Below are 17,561 nucleotides of genomic sequence, written 5' to 3' on the forward strand. Positions count from 1 at the left end.
ATCAGGCCGTCCGCGACGCCTTGATGACGCGCGCAATCACCGGCCAGTAGAGGTCGCCATCACCGGCGTCAATCGCCTCACCAAGGAGCTTGTCGGCAAGTTCCGCGCCCTGCAGCTTGATATCCACGGACTTCGCCAGATCGAGCGCATAGGAGATGTCCTTGCGGGCATATTCGGTGGAGAAGGCGCGCTCCGGGAAGGTGTCGGGCAGCATCGCCTTCATGCCGTGGTTGCGCAGCGCGAAACTGTCGGCCGAGCCTTTGGCGAGCGTTTCAAACACCAGCTTGGGATCGAGCCCGGCGCGCTTGGCCGTCTCCAGCGCCTCGCCGAGCGCAACGACGGTCTCCATCAGCACCATGTTGTTGAGGATCTTGACCACCTGCCCGGCGCCGATATCGCCGCAATGGGTGATGTCGGTGGCGAAGGTGGCGATCAGCGGCTGCAGTTTCGCGAAAATGGCGGCGCTGGCGCCGACCATGACGCTCAATGTGCCCTCTTCGGCGGCCTGTCGCGTGCGCGCGATCGGCGCATCCGCATAAGCGGCGCCCTTGGCGGCGAAGCGCTTGGCGAGGTCGCGGCTGGCTTCGACGGGCGAGGTGCCGAGATCGACGACGGTGTGGCGCGCATCGGCAAACGCAAGCAGCCCGTCATCGCCCTCACACACCTCCTGCACATGCTTGCCGCTCGGCAGCGCCATGAAGATGACATCGCACTGCCCAGCAAGTTCGGCCAGCGAGGTGGCGCGCTTGACGCCGGCTTCGGCCAGACGCGCAAGCGGCGCATCGGCGCGGTCGAAGCCGAACACCGGCACGCCCGACTTACGGGCCAGATTGCGGCACATCGGCTCGCCCATCACGCCAAGACCGATAAAACCAATGGCACTCACCATGCCGCACTCCTTCGTCTTCATTCCAAGAGAGATCGAGAAGCGGGCGCAGCCAGGCTGCACCCGCGATGTCGTGGTTCGCTTAGCCCTTGACCAGCGGGCAGTTGCCTTCGCTCATCGGCCGGAACGCCTGTTCGCCGGGCGAAGTCGTGACGACCTTGTAGTAGTCGTATTTGTACTTCGATTCTTCCGGCTTCTTCACCTGCACCAGATACATGTTGTGCAACACGCGGCCATCGGGACGCACAGTGACGTCCTTGTTGTACATGTCGTTGACCTTCATCTCGTGCATCTTCTTGGCAACCACGGCCGGGTCCTTGGTGCCCGCGGCCTTCACGGCGGCGAGATAGTGATGCACGCCGCTATACACACCGGCCTGCACCATGCTGGGGACCTTGTTGTTGGTCATCGCGAAATAGCGCTTGGTCCAGGCGCGGGTCTCATCGTTCAGGTCCCAGTAAAACGAGGTCGTGACCTGCAGGCCCTGCGTCGCCTTGAGGCCGAGCGCATTGACGTCGGTGATGAAGACGAGAAGACCGGCGAGCTGCTGTCCGCTCTCGACGATGCCGAATTCACCAGCCTGCTTGATCGCCGTCTGCACATCGGCACCTGAGGTGGCGAGACCGACGACTTTGGCCTTGGAGCCCTGCGCCTGCAGCAGGAACGAGGCCATGTCGGTGGTGCCGAGCGGATGTGCGGAGGAACCGATTACCTTGCCGCCGGCGCCCTCGATGAACTTCGTCGCATCACGCTGCAAAGCGTGTCCAAAGGCATAATCGGCAGAGATGAAATACCAGGTGTTGCCACCGGCCTTGGTGATGGCCTCAGATGTTAGCTTCGACAGCGCATAGGTGTCGTAGTTGAAATGGAAGCTCACCGGCGAGCAGGCCTTGCCGGTGAAGTCCGACGAGCCCGGGCCGCTGATGGTGAAGATCTTGCCCTTCTGCTTTGCCACTTCGAGGATGGCGAAGCCGGCCGACGATGCGGCACCGTCGGCGATCATGTCGACGTTTTCGGTATCGAACCAGCGACGCGCGGTGGCCGCAGCGACGTCCGGCTTGTTCTGGTGATCGGCGGTGACCACCTCGATCTTCTGCCCGAGAATCTCGCCGCCGAAATCCTCGGCCGCGAGCTCGGCAGCCGCCACCGAGCCGACGCCGCCATTGTCGGCGAACACGCCTGACTGGTCGTTCAGCACGCCGATCTTGATGGTCTCGGCAGCGCTGGCGACCTGCGCCGACAGCAAGAGTGCGGCGGATAGATATAGACTTTTCGTGAATGCCCTGGTTGTCATGTGATGCCCTCTCCTCAGATTTTCTGTTGTTGTTGGATTTTCTCAAGCACCGGCGCGATGTAACGCCGGAATTGCGCGGGGTTCTCGCTCATCGGGAAATGGCCGAGCTGCTCCATCACGGTGACTTCCGTGCCCGCGATGCCGGCGGCCGTTCGCACGGTGTCTTCGGGCATGCAGGAGAAGTCGTATTCACCGGTGAGCAGATAGAGCGGACAGAGTTTTGTATCGATCGCCTTGGTGCGGCCACGCAGGTCACCATCGACACGATAAAAATACAGGTCGCCCTTGAACACGCCGGGGCCGCCCTGCTTGTAAGCCCACAGCGTTTCCATGCGCGCTGCCGCAGGAGACTGCGGCGCGACAAGGCCGGACACCAGCGCGGCGCAGACTTCACCACCATGAATGTCGGGGCGGTTGAGCCAGGTCGTATCGTACCACGGCGCCTGAAAGTCAGCGGCCTCGAGGCCGATCAACGCGCAGAATTCGCTGGCGTGATCGATCGCCAGATTGAGCACGATGCGGCCGCCGATCGAGCAACCCATCACGACAGGCTTGTCGAGATCGAGCGCCGCGCAGAACGCGCGGATCGTCTGTGTGTAGCGTGCGGTGGTGAGTTGATATTCGCTGCCGTCCCAGTTCGCCGGCGGATTCGACTTGCCATGCCAGGGCATGTCGAAGGCGATGATACGGTAGTTCCTCGTGAACTCCTCATCGGCAAGGAGATAGCGCCACTGCCGGTTGTCGGAGCCAGCAGTGTGCAGGCAGACCAGCGGAACGCCCTGCCCGGCTTCCTCGAAATAGATCCGGTGCGAGGTGCCGTCGATGTCGACATGCACGTAACGACCGACCATCGGTTCGATGTAAGCGGTCATGCGACACCTCCCGCGCTGCGCGGCAGCGCCAGCAGGTCCTTGAAATACTGAAGGTTGGTCATGAAGGGCTTGATGTCGCCTTCGAGCGTGGCGTCGCCGCGCTTGGTGAGCGAGAGCAGGTCATGCCAGCCTGCCTTTGGCATCGGTTGCCAGAACGCGGTCCATGCGTCAGGCGTGGCGCGATAGCCGAACGTCCACGAGCGCATCAGCACTGGCGCCGCCACCATATCGATGATGCGGCCGGCGCGAATGGCGACGTGGAACGCCTGCGTGGTCGAACCGAGCAGACAATCGACGTCGAGGAAGCGCCCGCGCTGGATCAGCGCAGCGTCGCGTTCGAGCAACGCCGGAATTTGCGAGAATGCCTCGCTGACCGGATCAGATCTTTTCAAGACCGGACTCCTTGATGATGCGGCCCCACAATTCGGTCTGCTTGGCCACGTGTTCGGCGAGGCCTTCGGGCGTGCTGACATCCGGCTCGAGACCGATATCGGCGAAGAACTTCTTGGCTTCGTCGGTCGCCATCACCTCAAGGAACGCCTTGTTGAGCTTCTGCACAATGTCGGCAGGGACGTTCTTCGGCGCGAACAACCCGCTCCAGGCGGCGAAGTCATAGCCGGGCAGACCGACATCGGCCATTGGCGCTACGCCGGGCAGCGAGGCGACCTTCTGCGCCGTCGTCACGCCAAGCGCGCGCAGGCTGCCATTGTTGATGAATTCGCGCGTCACGGCGACGTCGGTGATGACGAATTCAATACGGCCGCCGAGCAGATCGGTGATCGCCTGCGGCGTGCCGGGATAGGAGATGCGCACGGCGTCGATGCTCGCCATCGATTTGACGAGCTGCGCCGCCGCCATGCTGCCGGTGTTGCCCGAGCCGTAGCTGAGCTTGCCCGGGTTGGTTTTGCCGTAGGCGATGAATTCCTTGAGGTCCTTGGCCGGAAAATCCTTGGCGACCACCATCACCAGTGGATTGCGCGTCAACCGCGCGATCGGCGTGAAGTCGGCGACGGGATCGAATGGCATCTTGTTGTAAAGATGTACATTCGCCGAATGGGTCGAATTGGTCGCGAGATACAGCGTATAGCCGTCGCCCGGCGCGCGCGCGACTTCGGCGGCGCCGATATTGGCATTGGCGCCCGGCTTGTTGTCGACGAGGATCTTCTGGCCCAGCACTGCGCCGACCTTCTCGGCGAGGAAGCGCGCTTCCACATCGGTGGCGCTGCCCGCGGGGAACGGCACCAGCAGCCGGATCATCTTGCTCGGATAGACGTCCTGCGCCTGCGCCGGTGTGAACACCGCTGCCGTCGCCGCCAGCATGCCTGCCATCGCGCCGCGCCGCGTGAGCGACCACGCCGCAGCCCACTGCTCTCTCATGTTTCAACTCCCAATCGATATTCTTGATGATTTTGTTGTTCAGCGCGCCCGACGCGTGATGACCGACACGCAAGTGGCGCGCGCCGCGGCATCTGCCGCTGCGTTCTCCGCCATCTCGCATCGTCCGATCGTACGCATCTTCGATCTCATTCAATCCCAGAACGTTCTGTCTGACAGAACTATTGTTCTATTATATCAACATATGATTGGATGCCGCGCAAGTGAGGCTGAGTCAACCGCTTCCGACGACCAAGAAAGTGCACTTCGACATGACCTATCCCAACATCGAGCTTTACGTGGACGGACACTGGCGCCGGGCCTCCGGCACGCCGATCATCAATCCCGCCGACGAGAGCGTACTAGGGACGGTGCCGCATGCGACGAAAGCCGATCTCGACGATGCGCTCGATGCGGCGGTGCGCGGCTTCAATGTTTGGCGCAAGACGGCACCGAACGCGCGCGCGCAAATCATTCTGAAGGCTGCGACGTTGATCCGCTCGCGCGTCGACGAGATGGCGACGGCGATGGTGCTGGAGCAAGGCAAGCCGCTCGATCAGGCGAAGCTCGAAATCCTGCGCGGCTGCGAGATCATCGAATGGGATGCAACCGAAGGCATGCGCGTGTATGGCCGCGTGATCTCGGCCGGTCCCGGTCTGCAGCATACGGTGTACCGCCAGCCGATCGGCCCGGTGGCGGCCTTCTCGCCGTGGAATTTCCCAATGAGCTCACCGGCGCGCAAGGTGGCCGGCGCGCTGTCGTCGGGCTGTTCGATCATCCTGAAAGCTTCGGAAGAAACCCCGGCCGGCGCGCTGCAGCTGGCGCGCGCGTTCCATGATGCAGGCTTGCCCGCGGGCGTACTCAATCTCGTGTTCGGCGATCCTGCCGAAATCTCCGGCTATCTGGTGCCGCATCAGGCCATCCGCCTGATCACCTTCACGGGCTCGGTACCGGTTGGCAAACATCTCGCCGCCATGGCCGGTCAGCAGATGAAGCCGGCGATCATGGAGCTCGGCGGACATGGCCCGGTGATCGTCTGCGACGATGCTGATCCCGTCACCACCGCCCAGGCTTCGGTCGTCACCAAGTCACGCAATGCCGGTCAGGTTTGCGTCGCGCCGACGCGTTTCTTCGTGCACGAGAAGAACTTTGAGATCTTCGCAAAGAGTTTTGCCGAAGGCGCCGCCAAGCTGAAGATCGGCAATGGCATGGATCCATCCACGCAGCTCGGGCCTTTAGCGAATTCACGACGCGTCAACGCCATGGAACGGCTCGTGTCGGACGCCAAGGACCGCGGCGCGCGCGTGCTCGCGGGTGGCCAGCGCATCAACAATCGCGGTTACTTCTATCCACTCACCGTGCTCGCCGACGTGCCCGACGATGCATTGGCGATGAACGAGGAGCCGTTCGGTCCGCTCGCTCTCGTCAATCCGGTGCGCGATCTCGACGAAGCCATCGCCAAGGCCAATGCATTGCCGTTCGGCCTTGCCGCCTATGCCTTCACGAAGTCAGCCGACAACGTGCAGCGGATCTCCAACGACGTGGAAACCGGTAACCTCACTATCAACCACTTCGTCGCATCCACAGCGGAGACCCCGTTCGGCGGCGTCAAGGACTCAGGCTATGGCCGCGAAGGCGGTACCGAGGGCCTCGCCTGCTACACGGTGACGAAGAACGTGTCGCATAAATTTGCGTGAGACATTCGTGGAGGCTGGGAAGCACTCTGGTTCTTCAAACAACTTTTGAAGAACCAGAGTCGCACGGGTGCAATTTACCGACACGATCTGCCCTCGTGCGATTGGTTTAAGCGACGGTACCGCTCCCAAAAATACATCGTCCGCGAAGTGGGGCAGTGGCGAGAAGTTGTCATGCAAACGGAAGCTTCGGCGAGCGCCGGGCCTGCGAGTGGGGAAAGGTCACCCCAGCCTGCGCGCCTCAGCTCGCACCGAGATCGTAGACCTGTAGAACGCTACGGCCGCGCGTGCAGGTGACGCGCCGGCCGCGGCCTTCCTTCCGGATCTTGATGCCTACGCGCCGCCCCCGACGATCGTGGCGCTCGCGACAACCATACAAAGAAGCAGGTTTAAGAGCATCCACGCCTCCGCAGCCCCCCAAGCGGAACTTCCGCAAAACTCATCCATGTCCGCTTTGCGCCGATTGCGTTGAAAAACTCCCCCGTTGAAGCGGAGCGCCATCGCTGATTCAATCTCGGTATCGGCGGAGACTGAATCGATGATGGGTCCACAGCAGACTGATCAGGCGGCTCTGTTCTACGAGTTCTCGCTGGAGCGGCATGTACCAGGGTCTCACATGCTGAGGAAGATCGATCGGTTCGTCGATCTTTCGGTCGTTCGGAGCGAACTGGCGCCATTCTACAGTTCGACCGGACGACCATCGATTGATCCTGAGCTGCTCGTCCGTATGCTGCTGGCAGGCTACTGCTACGGCATCCGATCGGAGCGCCGGTTGTGCGAAGAGGTCCACCTCAATCTTGCCTATCGGTGGTTCTGCCGGCTTGGCCTCGACGGAGAGGTGCCGGATCACTCGACCTTCTCAAAGAACAGACACGGTCGCTTCCGTGACTGCGATCTGCTGCGCAAGCTGTTCGAGACGGTGGTGCGGCGCTGCATGGCAGAGGGACTGGTCGAGGGAACAGCCTTCGCCGTCGATGCCAGCCTGATCGCTGCCGACGCCAACAAGCAGCGTTCAACCGCGGGGACCGACAGCCATGACTGGGAAGCGCTTGCCCGGACGCGGCGATCCGTCCGCGAATACCTCGACACGCTGGACGAGGCGGCCTGGGGCGCGGCGAGCGAGACGGTACCGAAGTTCATCTCCCGATCCGATCCGGCGGCGCAATGGACCGGGGCTCACAAAGGTCATGCTTTCTTTGCCTATGCCGACAATTACCTCATCGATCTAAAGGCTGCGGTCATCGTCGATGTTGAGGCAACACGCGCCATTCGACAGGCCGAGGTCGGTGCGGCCCGCACGATGATCGAACGTACTGGGGAGTGCTTCGGCATCCATCCCCAGCGTCTGGCTGCCGATAGCGCTTACGGATCGGCCGAGATGCTGGGTTGGCTGGTCGACGATCACACGATCGAGCCGCACATCCCTGTGTTCGACAAGTCGGCTCGCGAGGATGGGACGTTCGCCCGGGACGCCTTTGCCTACGAACCGGAAGCCGACATCTATCTTTGTCCGGCCGGCAAGGTGCTGGCTTCAACCGGGACGCTAGTGAATGACGGCGCGACGCTTCTCTATCGCGCCAGCAAACGTGACTGCGACATCTGCGAGTTGAAGCCACGGTGCTGTCCGAAAATGCCAGCCCGCAAGGTGCCGCGTTCGATCTACGAGAGCGCTCGGGACGTGGCGCGCGGGATCGCCAGGACGGAGGCCTATGTCACGTCGCGGCGGGAACGCAAAAAGATCGAGATGCTGTTCGCGCATCTGAAGCGCATCCTGCGCCTCGATCGGCTTCGTTTGAGAGGCCCTTGCGGTGCTCAAGACGAGTTCCTGCTCGCCGCCACGGCCCAAAACCTTCGGAAGCTGGCGAAGCTGATCCCGGTGCCTGCTCCAATGCCCGCCTGAGCAGGAACAGACCCATGCGCGCCGCATCCCTGTGCGCACGGCAGCAATCACATCGCCGACTTCTTCAACACAATCCGCCAGAAGCGGTCGTTCTCACCTTCCCGCAGATCGCGATAAGCCGTGCGTATGCTGTCTCACCAGCGCAGCGAAAACGTCGTAGCCGCTCATGCCGCCTTCGCTAGTTCACTTTACTGACCGCAGGAGCCGGTACGATCCGTATCGGAGTTTGGGAACCGTACAACCGCATTGTCAGGTTGAAGCCTACGGCCGGCGCAGGCAGCACCTAGTTGATGAAGCTCTTCGGCTTCGGCGCTCGCGTGCCGCGGATGCGGCCAGGCCGGATGCGTAAATCGCTGTCGCCCGCGCTCATCGCAAAGGCTCCACGAACAGGGAATGCCGGGCAGTGCCGAAAACACTGTTGAATTCATTGGCGAAAGCATCAGGCGCGGCACGCGCCCCGACCGACGGCACGCCCGAACCCAAGCCATTCCAATGGCTTGTGGTTTAAGCGGCGAGCCTCTTTTATCTCGCCTTCCTAATCGGGCGGTCAAAGTCAACACTTCGCTACGCTTTTTCGCGATTTTCCGCATATCACCAATTCCTTTCTCTCTGCGCTGATGGTGAGCAGAGTCCGCCACAACCACGTGCACGATCTGCATTCTCCAGGCGGGGTCCATGCGTTCCTTCGCGTTCAGCACTTGGCTGTCGCATGCTCTTCATCAGGTTCGTAAACAGGGCTGTTCAAGCAGTCCGGCGCTCTCCTCACGTGGACGGAAGCAGGCAAGAGATAGCGGACATTCCCCGTTTCACGGCCCCGCCAGCGGACGCTCAACGCGCGCGCGGATCTCTAATCTTTGCTCCTCCTCAACATGCCGGGTGCAACACCAGCGTTAAGCTTTCGTGCTCCTGCAGCAGTTACTTTGCAGGCTTCAATCGCAGTCGCTGCGTCGCCTTTGCACCAAAGCCGACATGGAAGTCCGTTTCGCCGACCCACATTCGATGTAGGATGCCCGCGAGCTTGCGCGCGACCGCGACGATCGCGCACAGCATGCTTGACCGCTTGGCTATCCGCGGGCCCCACGCCCGCAACGCCGACCATTTCCTGACCCGCAGCAGAAGACTTGCGGCCGCCTCGCAAAGCGCCTCGCGAACCGCGACGTCACCCTGCTTCGTAATTCGGCCTTCATAGTCGATGGAGGTTCCAGACTGGTGCCCTCTCGGCGTCAGGCCAAAATGCGCACCAAGTGTCCGAGATCGCGCAAAACGAAGAGGACCATCAACACCGACCTTGAACGAAAGGGCCGCAACGAGACCCACGCCGGGTACGGTCATTAATCGACGACAAATCGCATCATGCTGGACTACCTGCAGGAGCACCTTATGCAATCGTTCGTAGCCTTCGAAGATCGCTCGCCGCACCTCCAGCATAGCTTCAATCATCATGGTAAATACCGGATCGCCGTGCTCGATCAACTCGCGGACTCGCGCTTCGTATCCCCCGCGGCCGACTGCTCCAACCATCAGACCGCAAGCCCTAAGCGTACCACGAATGTGGTTTTCAATATCGATCAGCTTGCGCTTGAGGAGCTTCCTGTTGGCTAATAACGAGCGCATCTTCTGCATCTCGATGTTCTTGACATGGACCGCGCGGTACCAGGCCAGGCGCATCATCTGCGCAACGCCTCGGGCGTCGTCACGGTCCGTCTTATTGCGCATCGTCGACAGCGAGACACGCATATGGCGCGCTTCGACAACAATGATCGGGACCCCGGCCGGCTGAAAGTTCACGGTACAACCAGATGCCGAGCGACGACGCTTCGACACCGACCGTATCGAGGCGATCCGCGTAGCTTTCAAGAGCGAAGCGGATCGCCGCCGGCACCGTGTTGATCTTTATCTCGCGCACCGTAAGACCCTCACTATCGACGATGCAAAGGCTGGTTTCCTCAAGGCCGACGTCCAATCCAACATACAGTTTCATTGGAGCTCTCCGTTGTGTGAACGACCACATAAGTCGTTGCACCACGCTTCGGATTCCGCCACGGCCGTGCTATTCTCGTGCACCGGTTTCTCGAAGCCCGATTTGAAGAGCCGTCGTCGTGTTTCCCTGCTGCTCTCGCCCTCCCAGCCGTTCTATCCCGAAGCACCTTATGGCGCGCGAGACTGCACATCCCGTCATGACTGGCCACCGGCATTAGATCGAGCAACAAACAGGCTGCGCGCTTGCGGCACGATTGCTGGGAGATCGCGCATCGGATCACTCGTCGAAGCGCGGTTCGATCGAAGCTCAGCCGACACCTGATCGGCAGCGGTTGCGCGTTCGGATCGCCCGACGAACAGCGGCGCCTCGGTCCATGACTTCGAATGAACAGCAGCGACGGAGGGCGGACCGGCGAGTTCACCGCCACCCAACAAAAGAGTAATCTTTGCCACATAGGCGAGGGTCTCCGCCGGCAGTGGACGGCCCGCGAGATAGTGTTCGTAGCGGCACGGGCCCGCATTGTACGGGACGAGGAAACCGGGCGAGCCATAGCGGTCGTGCAGTTCGCGGAGGTACACAGCACCGGCCAGGATGCCGTCATGGGGATCGTAGGGATCGTTGCCGAAGCGGCGATGTGCGCGCAGGTCCGCCCAGGTCTCGGGCATGATCTGCATCAATCCCATCGCACCTTTTGGCGATCTGGCCCGCGGGTCACCGGCACTTTCGACGGTCATCACGGCGCGTATCCAGTGCGCCGGTACAGCAAGCGGCGCCGCGACCGATTGAAGCGGCGTTGTCTAGCTAGTACGGTAGGTTCGACGGCTAGGATGCTGACGACGATCGGGATCGCCGGGCCTTCGCGGTCGACAGAACGGTTCCGGACCTGCGGAGGTCATCCAGGTAATCTGCGTACCACTGCATCATCGGGACGCGTTCTTCCCAATATTCGGCGCCATTATAGGCACCGCGAACCTCGTCTTCCTCTTGGTGCGCTAATTGACGCTCGATAGCATCGCTATCCCAACGGCGCCTGCCATCCGAGCGGCGGCTTTCGTTCAGCAGTGTCGATGCCGTCGACCGGAAGCCATGCGCGGTCACTTGCGCTTTCGTGTACCCAAGCCGGCGAAGCGCAGCGTTTAGCGTCCCATCGGAAATTGGACGATGCCACGAGCGGATCTGCGGAAACAAATAGGGCGACGTGCCTGTGACTTCGCGAAGGTCATTGATGATCGCAATCGCCTGTCGAGACAGCGGCACTTTGTGTGGCCGCGGCATCTTCATTTTTTCCTTCGGAATGTTCCAGACGGCGTCCCGCAGATCGAATTCCTTCCATTCCGCGTGCCGCAGTTCGCCCGGCCGAACGAAGGTAAGGGCGATCAGCTGCAACGCTGCGCGTGTTGTGATCTGACCGTCCATGTCGTCGATCGCGCGGAGAAGCGCGCCGACGGCCTTCGGCTCGGTGATGGCGGCCCGGTGATTGACCTTTGGCGCTATGAGGGCCCCCGTTAGGTCAGCCGATGGGTCGCGCTCGGCGCGATTGGTGCTGATCGCATATTTGAAGACACGACCGCTAATGCTGCGGGCGCGTCGGGCCGTGTCATATCGCCCTCGCCTCTCGATCTTTCGAAGTACATCAAGCAATTCCGACGCCTTGATTTCGGCGATCGGTCGATCGCCCAAATCGGCGTTGATGAAGCCGAGAAGCCATTTTTTCTTCTCAATTGTCTTTGGGTCGTCGCCCTCGGCTTCGAACTTCGTGATCAGTTCGTCCGCGACGATCCGGAACGTATTGCTGCGCGCGATGCGCGCCGCGCTGCGATCCAACTTGCGCTGCGCGGACGGATCGATGCCCTTGGCCAGAAGCGTCTTGTTCGCGTCCCGACCGGCGCGGGCGTCGGCGAGACTGACCGCCGGATAGGCGCCCAGCGCGATCAGCTTCTGCTTTCCGTCGAACCGATACGCCTGCCGCCAAAGCCGCGACCCGTTCTTTTCAACAAGCAAATGCAGCCCGCCTCCGTCGCTGATTTTGTAGGGCTTCGTGGCGGATTTGGCGGCACGGCAGGCGGCATCCGAAAGCGGCATCGATTAGGTCCCCGCAGTCAATCTACCAACACGCGATCGACGGGATACCAACAGCAATACCAACAAAAACAACGGCTGCCGGCGGACGGTCGCGAATGTCAGCGAACGAGAAAGCGCTCTAATTCAAGCACTTATAGCACATCAGCGGACAGAGGAGGAAGCTGGGGGACAACAAATGGTGCCCAGGGGCGGGATCGAACCACCGACACTGCGATTTTCAGTCGCATGCTCTACCAACTGAGCTACCTGGGCGCCGCCCCGGATCAGGTCCAGGGAGCGCCGGTTTATAGTCAGGCAAATCGGCCCTGTCCACCCGCCCGATGGCATTTCTGTGAACGAAGATTTTCCCGTCAAAACAATGGGAAATGACCGCTTCGGACCGGCTTGGACAGCGCGAATGCCCGTCAAGCCTATTCGGCGTCCTCGTCATCCGTCGGTTTGCCGGGAATCGCATAGGAACCCGACAGCCAGCGATTGAGATCGACGTCGCGGCAACGCTCGGAGCAGAACGGCTTGGAGGCCTCCACCGCGGGCTTGCCGCAGATCGGGCACGGCTTTTCGCCAGATTTGGACGCCTTAGCTTGCATTCAACCATCCGAAACGGATCGGGAAGCCCTCGCCGCCGAGGAGTGTGACGGTCTCGTAGAGCGGCAGGCCGACAATATTGGTGTAGGAGCCGACCATCTTGACCACGAAGGAACCGGCAATGCCCTGCACGGCGTAGCCACCGGCTTTGCCGCGCCATTCGCCAGAGCCGATATAGGTCGAGATGTCTTCTTCGTTAAGGCGCTTGAAGCGCACCTTGGTCTCGATCAGCCGCTGCCGAAAGCTTTCCTTGGGGGTGACGATGCAGACCGCCGTATAGACACGGTGGTTGCGGCCCGACAGCAACCGCAGGCACTGCGAAGCCTCATCGACCAGTTCCGCCTTGGGCAGGATGCGACGACCGACGGCCACCACGGTATCGGCTGCAAGAATGAACGAGCCGCGGAGTTCGTCGTCGAGCTGAACTGACTTGAGCGCCGCTTCCGCCTTGGCGCGTGCCAGGCGATTGGCGCAGGCGCGCGGCAACTCGCCCCGCTTCGGGGTCTCGTCGACATCGGCGGGGCGCAGCGCATCGGGTTCGATCCCGGCCTGATTGAGCAGGCTGAGACGACGGGGCGAACCGGAGGCGAGAACGAATTTGGGGCGGCCAAGCATGCGGGGCGATGATCCTGGAAATGCGGCCGGAACCTATCGGAAGGGCTCTGCTTCGACAACCGCGGTGCGGTTATTTAACCGCTGGCAGCACCGCCTTTGGCGAAACGCTTGCGGATCCGCAGCAGCAGTCCATCGCAGACCTCGCGATAGGCGGCCAGTTTCTGGTCGCGATTACCTTCGGTTCCCGTGGGATCCACCGTCGGCCAGTATTCAACCTCGGCGGCATCGGTGCGCGTCAGGTCCAGCGCCTTGTGATGCGCCTCCGGCGACAACGTAATGATGAGATCGAAATTGAGCCCTTCCCAGTCCTCAAGCTCCTCGAAGGTCATGGGCTTGTGTCTGGAGATGTCCTGGCCGAGTTCGGCCATCACGGCCACTGCGAAGGGATCGAGCTCGCCCTTCTTCACCCCGGCGGATTTCACATACAGCGCCTGCGGAAACATCTGCTGCAACAGGCTGGCGGCCATCGGCGAGCGCACGCTATTCTGGCCGCAGGCAAACAACACCGCCTGCGGCGTACGCGCGCGTGGCGGCGCGGCCATCAGCGACTAGCCTTTCCAATGAAGGACAGAGATCAACGTAAAAAGCCGGCGCGACGTTTCGAAATCGACGCGCACCTTGCCGGCCAATCGTTCCTGCAGCGTCCGCGAGCCTTCGTCATGGATGCCGCGGCGGCCCATGTCGATGGCCTCGATCTTGTCGGGCGTAGCGGTGCGAATCGCCTGATAGTAGCTGTCGCAGATCATGAAGTAGTCCTTCACAATGCGGCGGAACGGCCCCAGCGACAGAAGGTGCGCGACGACTGGCGTGCCGTCCTCGCGGCGGATGTCGAACATCAGCCGGCTGCCGGTGATGCCGATATGCAGCGTAAACGGGCCGACGTGTGCGCCTTCCGGCGCGAACAGATTCTGCTCGATCAGGTCGTAGATCGCGATCGCGCGCTCATGCTCGATATCCGGCCCGGAACGGCCGATCGATTCCTCATCGAGCGTCACCGCGACGATGCGGTTGTTGCTGTCATCCTCTGGTGGAGGGGCATTACTCATCGCAAATTGAGGCGCAATCCGACTGAACGTGCGTGAGCATCGAGGCCTTCGGCCTTGCCCAGCGTCATCGCAGCCGGTCCCAGCGCCCGCAGCTGATCCGGCCCGCACTTCAGGATCGATGTTCGCTTCATGAAGTCAAGTACGCCGAGACCCGACGAGAACCGCGCCGAGCGTGCGGTCGGCAGCACGTGGTTCGAGCCGCCGACATAATCACCGATCGCTTCCGGCGTATGGCCGCCGAGGAAGATGGCGCCGGCATTGCGAATCTTGAGCGAGAACGCCTCAGGATCGGCCGTCATGATTTCGAGATGCTCGGCGGCGATGGCGTTGGCGAGCGGCACGGCGTCATCGAGCTTATCGACCAGAATGACCGCGCCGAAACTCTCCCACGACGCACGCGCGATCTCGGCGCGCGGCAGTGTGGTGAGCTGGGCCTCGACGGCAAGGATAACATCGTCCGCAAGGCGCTCGCTGTCGGTGATCAGGATCGACTGCGCATTGGCGTCGTGCTCCGCCTGCGCCAGCAGATCGGCGGCAATCCAGTCGGCATTAGCGGTATCGTCGGCAATGACCAGCACTTCTGAGGGGCCGGCAATCATGTCGATGCCGACCTTGCCGAACACCTGGCGCTTGGCAGCGGCCACATAGGCATTGCCGGGACCGACGATTTTGGCCACCGGCGCGATGCTCGCGGTGCCATAGGCCAAAGCGGCCACGGCCTGCGCGCCACCGACGCGATAGATCTCGGACACGCCGCCGAGCTTCGCCGCGGCCAGCACCAGTGGGTTGAGCTTGCCGTCCGGCGACGGCACCACCATCACCACGCGCTCGACGCCTGCGACCTTGGCCGGCACGGCATTCATCAGCACCGACGATGGATAGGCGGCGGTGCCACCGGGCACATAGAGACCAACAGCTTCAATGGCGCTCCAGCGCCAGCCAAGCTCGACGCCCAGCGCATCGGTGAAGCGGTCGTCCTTGGGCAATTGGCGCTTGTGGAACAGCTCGATGCGATCGCGGGCGAATGTCAGGGCCTCGACGGTCTCTGCGTCGCAGGCGGCCACGGCGGCATCGATCTCGGCAGGGGTCACGCGCAGAGCCGAGGCCTTGAGGTCGAGCCGATCGAACTTACGGGTGGCCTCCAGCAGCGCTGCGTCGCCGCGAGCGGCGACATCGTCGACAATGGCGCGGGTGGCCGCCTCGATATCGGCCGCGACTTCACGCTTCATGGTCAGGAAAGCATTGAAGCGCTGGGTGAAATCGGCGCTGGCGGTATCGATACGAATTGGCATTCTGGTGTTCCGGCGGGGCCTTGCCGGCCAAGGCCCCCTGCTCAATGGCGCGGCGGCAAAGGGCCGTCAACCCTGTGCTGCCATGGAAAGGATGAATAGCGGATCAGGCGTCCAGACCGGAGGCCTCGGTGCCGGCATCGCTGGTCAGATCGTCCGGGCCGAGATCGGCCAGTTCGACCTCGAGACACTCGACATCCAGCCGGAGTGCGCCCCCACCGGCGAAGATCAGGACGACGCTACCGCCAGGAGGCTCGGCGGCATGGAATTCGATGCCGAACAGTTCCAGCGCGATGTCGGGCGTTTCGAGATCGATATCGCGGGACTTGCAGGCCAGCACGCGGTCGAAGCGCAGCGCCGAGACCAGCCGGCGCGGCGTGACTTCCCCTGAAATCGTCTGATCCCAGTCGAGCCGGCTCATGCCGACCACGAGCCGCTTCTCGCCCTGCCGCCAGATAATGTCGCCAACATTGACGGCCGCATCCTGAACATGCGCGGAAATCACCGCGAGGTCGTCGGCATCCAGTGCAATCAGCTTGCGTTGACCCGTCACGGCGACCCCTTTGAGAGAATCCTATCCGCTGATGCGCTCGATGGTAGCGCCGCAGGCGGACAGCTTTTCCTCGAGCCGCTCGAAGCCGCGATCGAGATGATAGATGCGGTTGACCATGGTCTCGCCTTCCGCGACGAGGCCGGCGATCACCAGAGAGACCGAGGCGCGCAGATCGGTCGCCATCACGGGCGCGCCGCGCAGCTTGGCCGTACCGTCGATGGTCGCGGTTTCACCGTCGAGGTGAATTCGCGCGCCGAAGCGTGCCAGCTCCTGCACATGCATGAAGCGGTTCTCGAAAATTGTCTCGGTGATATGCGAGGAGCCCGTGGCTGTCGTCATCAGCGCCATGAGTTGCGCCTGCAGATCGGTCGGAAAGCCGGGGAATGGCGCTGTCGACACGTTCACCGGCTTGATACCCGCGCCGTTGCGCGAGATGCGGATGCCGTCGTTGTTCGGCGTCACCGTCGCGCCGGCCTCGACCAGTACGTCGAGCGCCGACTGTAGCAATTCAGGCCGTGCGCCTGAAAGTTGCACATCGCCGCCGGTCATGGCCACGGCCATGGCATAGGTGCCAGTCTCGATACGATCCGGCAGCACGGTGTGGCGCGTGCCATTCAGCTTGGCCACGCCCTCGATCGTGATCGTCGGGGTGCCGGCGCCGGAGATGCGCGCGCCCATCTTGTTCAGGCAGTCGGCGACGTCGACGATTTCCGGCTCGCACGCAGCATTGTTGATGACGGTCGTGCCCTTGGCCAGCGTCGCAGCCATCAACGCTACATGGGTGCCGGACACGGTGACCTTGGCGAAATCGATCTCGGCGCCCTTGAGGCCGCCGGGGGCCTTGGCAATGACATAACCGCCGTCGATGGTGAGTTCTGCGCCGAGCTTCTCCAGCGCCATGATCAAGAGATCCACCGGACGGGTGCCGATGGCGCAGCCGCCGGGCAGAGACACCTTGGCTTCGTGCATACGCGCCAGCAGCGGCGCGATCACCCAGAAGGAGGCGCGCATCTTCGAGACCAGTTCGTAGGGCGCTGTCGTGTCGATGATGTTGGCGGCGGAGATATGCAGGGTCTGGCCCTGATATTCATGGTCGCCCGGGCGCTTGCCGGCCGACATGATGTCCACACCGTGATTGCCGAGGATGCGCTGCAACTGCGCGACGTCGGCCAGACGCGGCACGTTGTCGAGAATCAGCGTCTCGTCGGTCAACAGACCGGCGATCATCAATGGCAGCGCCGCGTTCTTGGCGCCCGAAATCGGGATCGTGCCATTGAGTTTGCTGCCGCCGACGATGCGAATGCGATCCATACCGATTCCCGCTGATTGCTGTGCCCTGACTATAGGGCGGATGGCCTCTTTAAAGCAAAAGCGTCGAAATTTGCGGTTT

General features: G+C 62.1%; 18 protein-coding genes and 1 tRNA gene. 2 read left to right on the forward strand and 17 right to left on the reverse strand.

Translation table 11 applies throughout. From position 1 onward, the window contains the following. Position 1: 1 nt before the first annotated feature. The 5 genes from AB7828_RS15490 to AB7828_RS15510 all read right to left on the reverse strand — a co-directional run bounded on the left by AB7828_RS15490 (position 2) and on the right by AB7828_RS15510 (position 4,429). Positions 2-889 carry an NAD(P)-dependent oxidoreductase gene (locus AB7828_RS15490; RefSeq protein WP_441230522.1) on the reverse strand — a complete coding sequence of 296 codons (888 nt, stop codon included), beginning with the start codon at positions 887-889 and terminating at the stop codon, positions 2-4. A gap of 79 nt (positions 890-968) precedes the next feature. Further along, positions 969-2,180 (reverse strand): ABC transporter substrate-binding protein, encoded by a 1,212-nt coding sequence (locus AB7828_RS15495; protein WP_441230523.1) that lies wholly within the window; start codon positions 2,178-2,180, stop codon positions 969-971. 14 nt (positions 2,181-2,194) lie between these two features. Continuing rightward, the gene (locus AB7828_RS15500; protein ID WP_441230524.1) at positions 2,195-3,052 is read right to left on the reverse strand and encodes an alpha/beta fold hydrolase; all 858 of its coding nucleotides are present in this window, start codon (positions 3,050-3,052) and stop codon (positions 2,195-2,197) included. Further along, entirely contained in the window at positions 3,049-3,444 is a 396-nt protein-coding gene (locus tag AB7828_RS15505; protein WP_231079465.1) for a hypothetical protein, read from the reverse strand. The genes AB7828_RS15500 and AB7828_RS15505 overlap by 4 nt, the downstream gene beginning before the upstream one ends. Then, entirely contained in the window at positions 3,431-4,429 is a 999-nt protein-coding gene (locus tag AB7828_RS15510) for a Bug family tripartite tricarboxylate transporter substrate binding protein (protein ID WP_309943676.1), read from the reverse strand. The genes AB7828_RS15505 and AB7828_RS15510 overlap by 14 nt, the downstream gene beginning before the upstream one ends. 269 nt (positions 4,430-4,698) lie before the next feature. Here AB7828_RS15510 and AB7828_RS15515 point away from each other — a divergent pair, with 269 nt between their 5' ends. After that, positions 4,699-6,123, forward strand: coding sequence for an NAD-dependent succinate-semialdehyde dehydrogenase (locus tag AB7828_RS15515; protein ID WP_441230525.1), 1,425 nt, complete (start codon positions 4,699-4,701; stop codon positions 6,121-6,123). 535 nt (positions 6,124-6,658) lie between these two features. Then, positions 6,659-8,020, forward strand: coding sequence for an IS1182 family transposase (locus AB7828_RS15520; RefSeq protein ID WP_441230526.1), 1,362 nt, complete (start codon positions 6,659-6,661; stop codon positions 8,018-8,020). 915 nt (positions 8,021-8,935) lie between these two features. Here AB7828_RS15520 and AB7828_RS15525 read toward each other — a convergent pair. From AB7828_RS15525 to murA, 12 genes are all read right to left on the reverse strand, one after another. Then, complete coding sequence (locus AB7828_RS15525) at positions 8,936-9,757, reverse strand: IS110 family transposase (RefSeq protein ID WP_439064788.1); 822 nt, start codon at positions 9,755-9,757, stop codon at positions 8,936-8,938. Then, complete coding sequence (locus AB7828_RS15530) at positions 9,726-10,001, reverse strand: hypothetical protein (protein ID WP_199711954.1); 276 nt, start codon at positions 9,999-10,001, stop codon at positions 9,726-9,728. The genes AB7828_RS15525 and AB7828_RS15530 overlap by 32 nt, the downstream gene beginning before the upstream one ends. Positions 10,002-10,195: 194 nt before the next feature. Next, the gene (locus AB7828_RS15535; protein WP_120286959.1) at positions 10,196-10,735 is read right to left on the reverse strand and encodes a lytic transglycosylase domain-containing protein; all 540 of its coding nucleotides are present in this window, start codon (positions 10,733-10,735) and stop codon (positions 10,196-10,198) included. A gap of 88 nt (positions 10,736-10,823) precedes the next feature. Beyond that, entirely contained in the window at positions 10,824-12,083 is a 1,260-nt protein-coding gene (locus AB7828_RS15540) for a tyrosine-type recombinase/integrase (protein ID WP_120286960.1), read from the reverse strand. Between the two features lie 176 nt (positions 12,084-12,259). Beyond that, a tRNA-Phe gene (locus AB7828_RS15545) sits at positions 12,260-12,335 on the reverse strand. Positions 12,336-12,493: 158 nt separating this feature from the next. Beyond that, a complete protein-coding gene (gene yacG / locus AB7828_RS15550) occupies positions 12,494-12,670 on the reverse strand; it encodes a DNA gyrase inhibitor YacG (RefSeq protein WP_175366280.1) in 177 nt (58 codons plus the stop codon). Next, positions 12,660-13,283, reverse strand: a complete 624-nt coding sequence (locus AB7828_RS15555; RefSeq protein WP_184511824.1) for a Maf-like protein — start codon at positions 13,281-13,283, stop codon at positions 12,660-12,662. Before AB7828_RS15555 ends, yacG begins: the two co-directional genes overlap by 11 nt. A gap of 74 nt (positions 13,284-13,357) precedes the next feature. After that, entirely contained in the window at positions 13,358-13,825 is a 468-nt protein-coding gene (locus tag AB7828_RS15560; RefSeq protein WP_068734774.1) for an arsenate-mycothiol transferase ArsC, read from the reverse strand. 6 nt (positions 13,826-13,831) lie between these two features. Next, entirely contained in the window at positions 13,832-14,329 is a 498-nt protein-coding gene (locus tag AB7828_RS15565; RefSeq protein WP_089266102.1) for a UPF0262 family protein, read from the reverse strand. After that, the gene (gene hisD, locus AB7828_RS15570; RefSeq protein ID WP_441230527.1) at positions 14,326-15,621 is read right to left on the reverse strand and encodes a histidinol dehydrogenase; all 1,296 of its coding nucleotides are present in this window, start codon (positions 15,619-15,621) and stop codon (positions 14,326-14,328) included. Before hisD ends, AB7828_RS15565 begins: the two co-directional genes overlap by 4 nt. A 103-nt stretch (positions 15,622-15,724) precedes the next feature. Further along, a complete protein-coding gene (locus tag AB7828_RS15575) occupies positions 15,725-16,171 on the reverse strand; it encodes a DUF2948 family protein (RefSeq protein ID WP_315843657.1) in 447 nt (148 codons plus the stop codon). 21 nt (positions 16,172-16,192) lie between these two features. Further along, positions 16,193-17,482 (reverse strand): UDP-N-acetylglucosamine 1-carboxyvinyltransferase, encoded by a 1,290-nt coding sequence (gene murA / locus AB7828_RS15580; protein WP_184511827.1) that lies wholly within the window; start codon positions 17,480-17,482, stop codon positions 16,193-16,195. Positions 17,483-17,561: the final 79 nt, after the last annotated feature.

It is taken from the genome of Tardiphaga sp. 215_C5_N2_1 (assembly GCF_052076055.1).
GTDB lineage: Bacteria > Pseudomonadota > Alphaproteobacteria > Rhizobiales > Xanthobacteraceae > Tardiphaga > Tardiphaga robiniae.

Coding starts and splice junctions, on each gene's coding strand:
- AB7828_RS15490 (WP_441230522.1), bottom strand. CDS start 889: ATGGTGAGTGCCATTGGTTTTATCGGTCTTGGCGTGATGGGCGAGCCG.
- AB7828_RS15495 (WP_441230523.1), bottom strand. CDS start 2,180: ATGACAACCAGGGCATTCACGAAAAGTCTATATCTATCCGCCGCACTC.
- AB7828_RS15500 (WP_441230524.1), bottom strand. CDS start 3,052: ATGACCGCTTACATCGAACCGATGGTCGGTCGTTACGTGCATGTCGAC.
- AB7828_RS15510 (WP_309943676.1), bottom strand. CDS start 4,429: ATGAGAGAGCAGTGGGCTGCGGCGTGGTCGCTCACGCGGCGCGGCGCG.
- AB7828_RS15515 (WP_441230525.1), top strand. CDS start 4,699: ATGACCTATCCCAACATCGAGCTTTACGTGGACGGACACTGGCGCCGG.
- AB7828_RS15520 (WP_441230526.1), top strand. CDS start 6,659: ATGATGGGTCCACAGCAGACTGATCAGGCGGCTCTGTTCTACGAGTTC.
- AB7828_RS15525 (WP_439064788.1), bottom strand. CDS start 9,757: ATGCGTGTCTCGCTGTCGACGATGCGCAATAAGACGGACCGTGACGAC.
- AB7828_RS15530 (WP_199711954.1), bottom strand. CDS start 10,001: ATGAAACTGTATGTTGGATTGGACGTCGGCCTTGAGGAAACCAGCCTT.
- AB7828_RS15535 (WP_120286959.1), bottom strand. CDS start 10,735: ATGACCGTCGAAAGTGCCGGTGACCCGCGGGCCAGATCGCCAAAAGGT.
- AB7828_RS15540 (WP_120286960.1), bottom strand. CDS start 12,083: ATGCCGCTTTCGGATGCCGCCTGCCGTGCCGCCAAATCCGCCACGAAG.
- yacG (WP_175366280.1), bottom strand. CDS start 12,670: ATGCAAGCTAAGGCGTCCAAATCTGGCGAAAAGCCGTGCCCGATCTGC.
- AB7828_RS15555 (WP_184511824.1), bottom strand. CDS start 13,283: ATGCTTGGCCGCCCCAAATTCGTTCTCGCCTCCGGTTCGCCCCGTCGT.
- AB7828_RS15560 (WP_068734774.1), bottom strand. CDS start 13,825: ATGGCCGCGCCGCCACGCGCGCGTACGCCGCAGGCGGTGTTGTTTGCC.
- AB7828_RS15565 (WP_089266102.1), bottom strand. CDS start 14,329: ATGAGTAATGCCCCTCCACCAGAGGATGACAGCAACAACCGCATCGTC.
- hisD (WP_441230527.1), bottom strand. CDS start 15,621: ATGCCAATTCGTATCGATACCGCCAGCGCCGATTTCACCCAGCGCTTC.
- murA (WP_184511827.1), bottom strand. CDS start 17,482: ATGGATCGCATTCGCATCGTCGGCGGCAGCAAACTCAATGGCACGATC.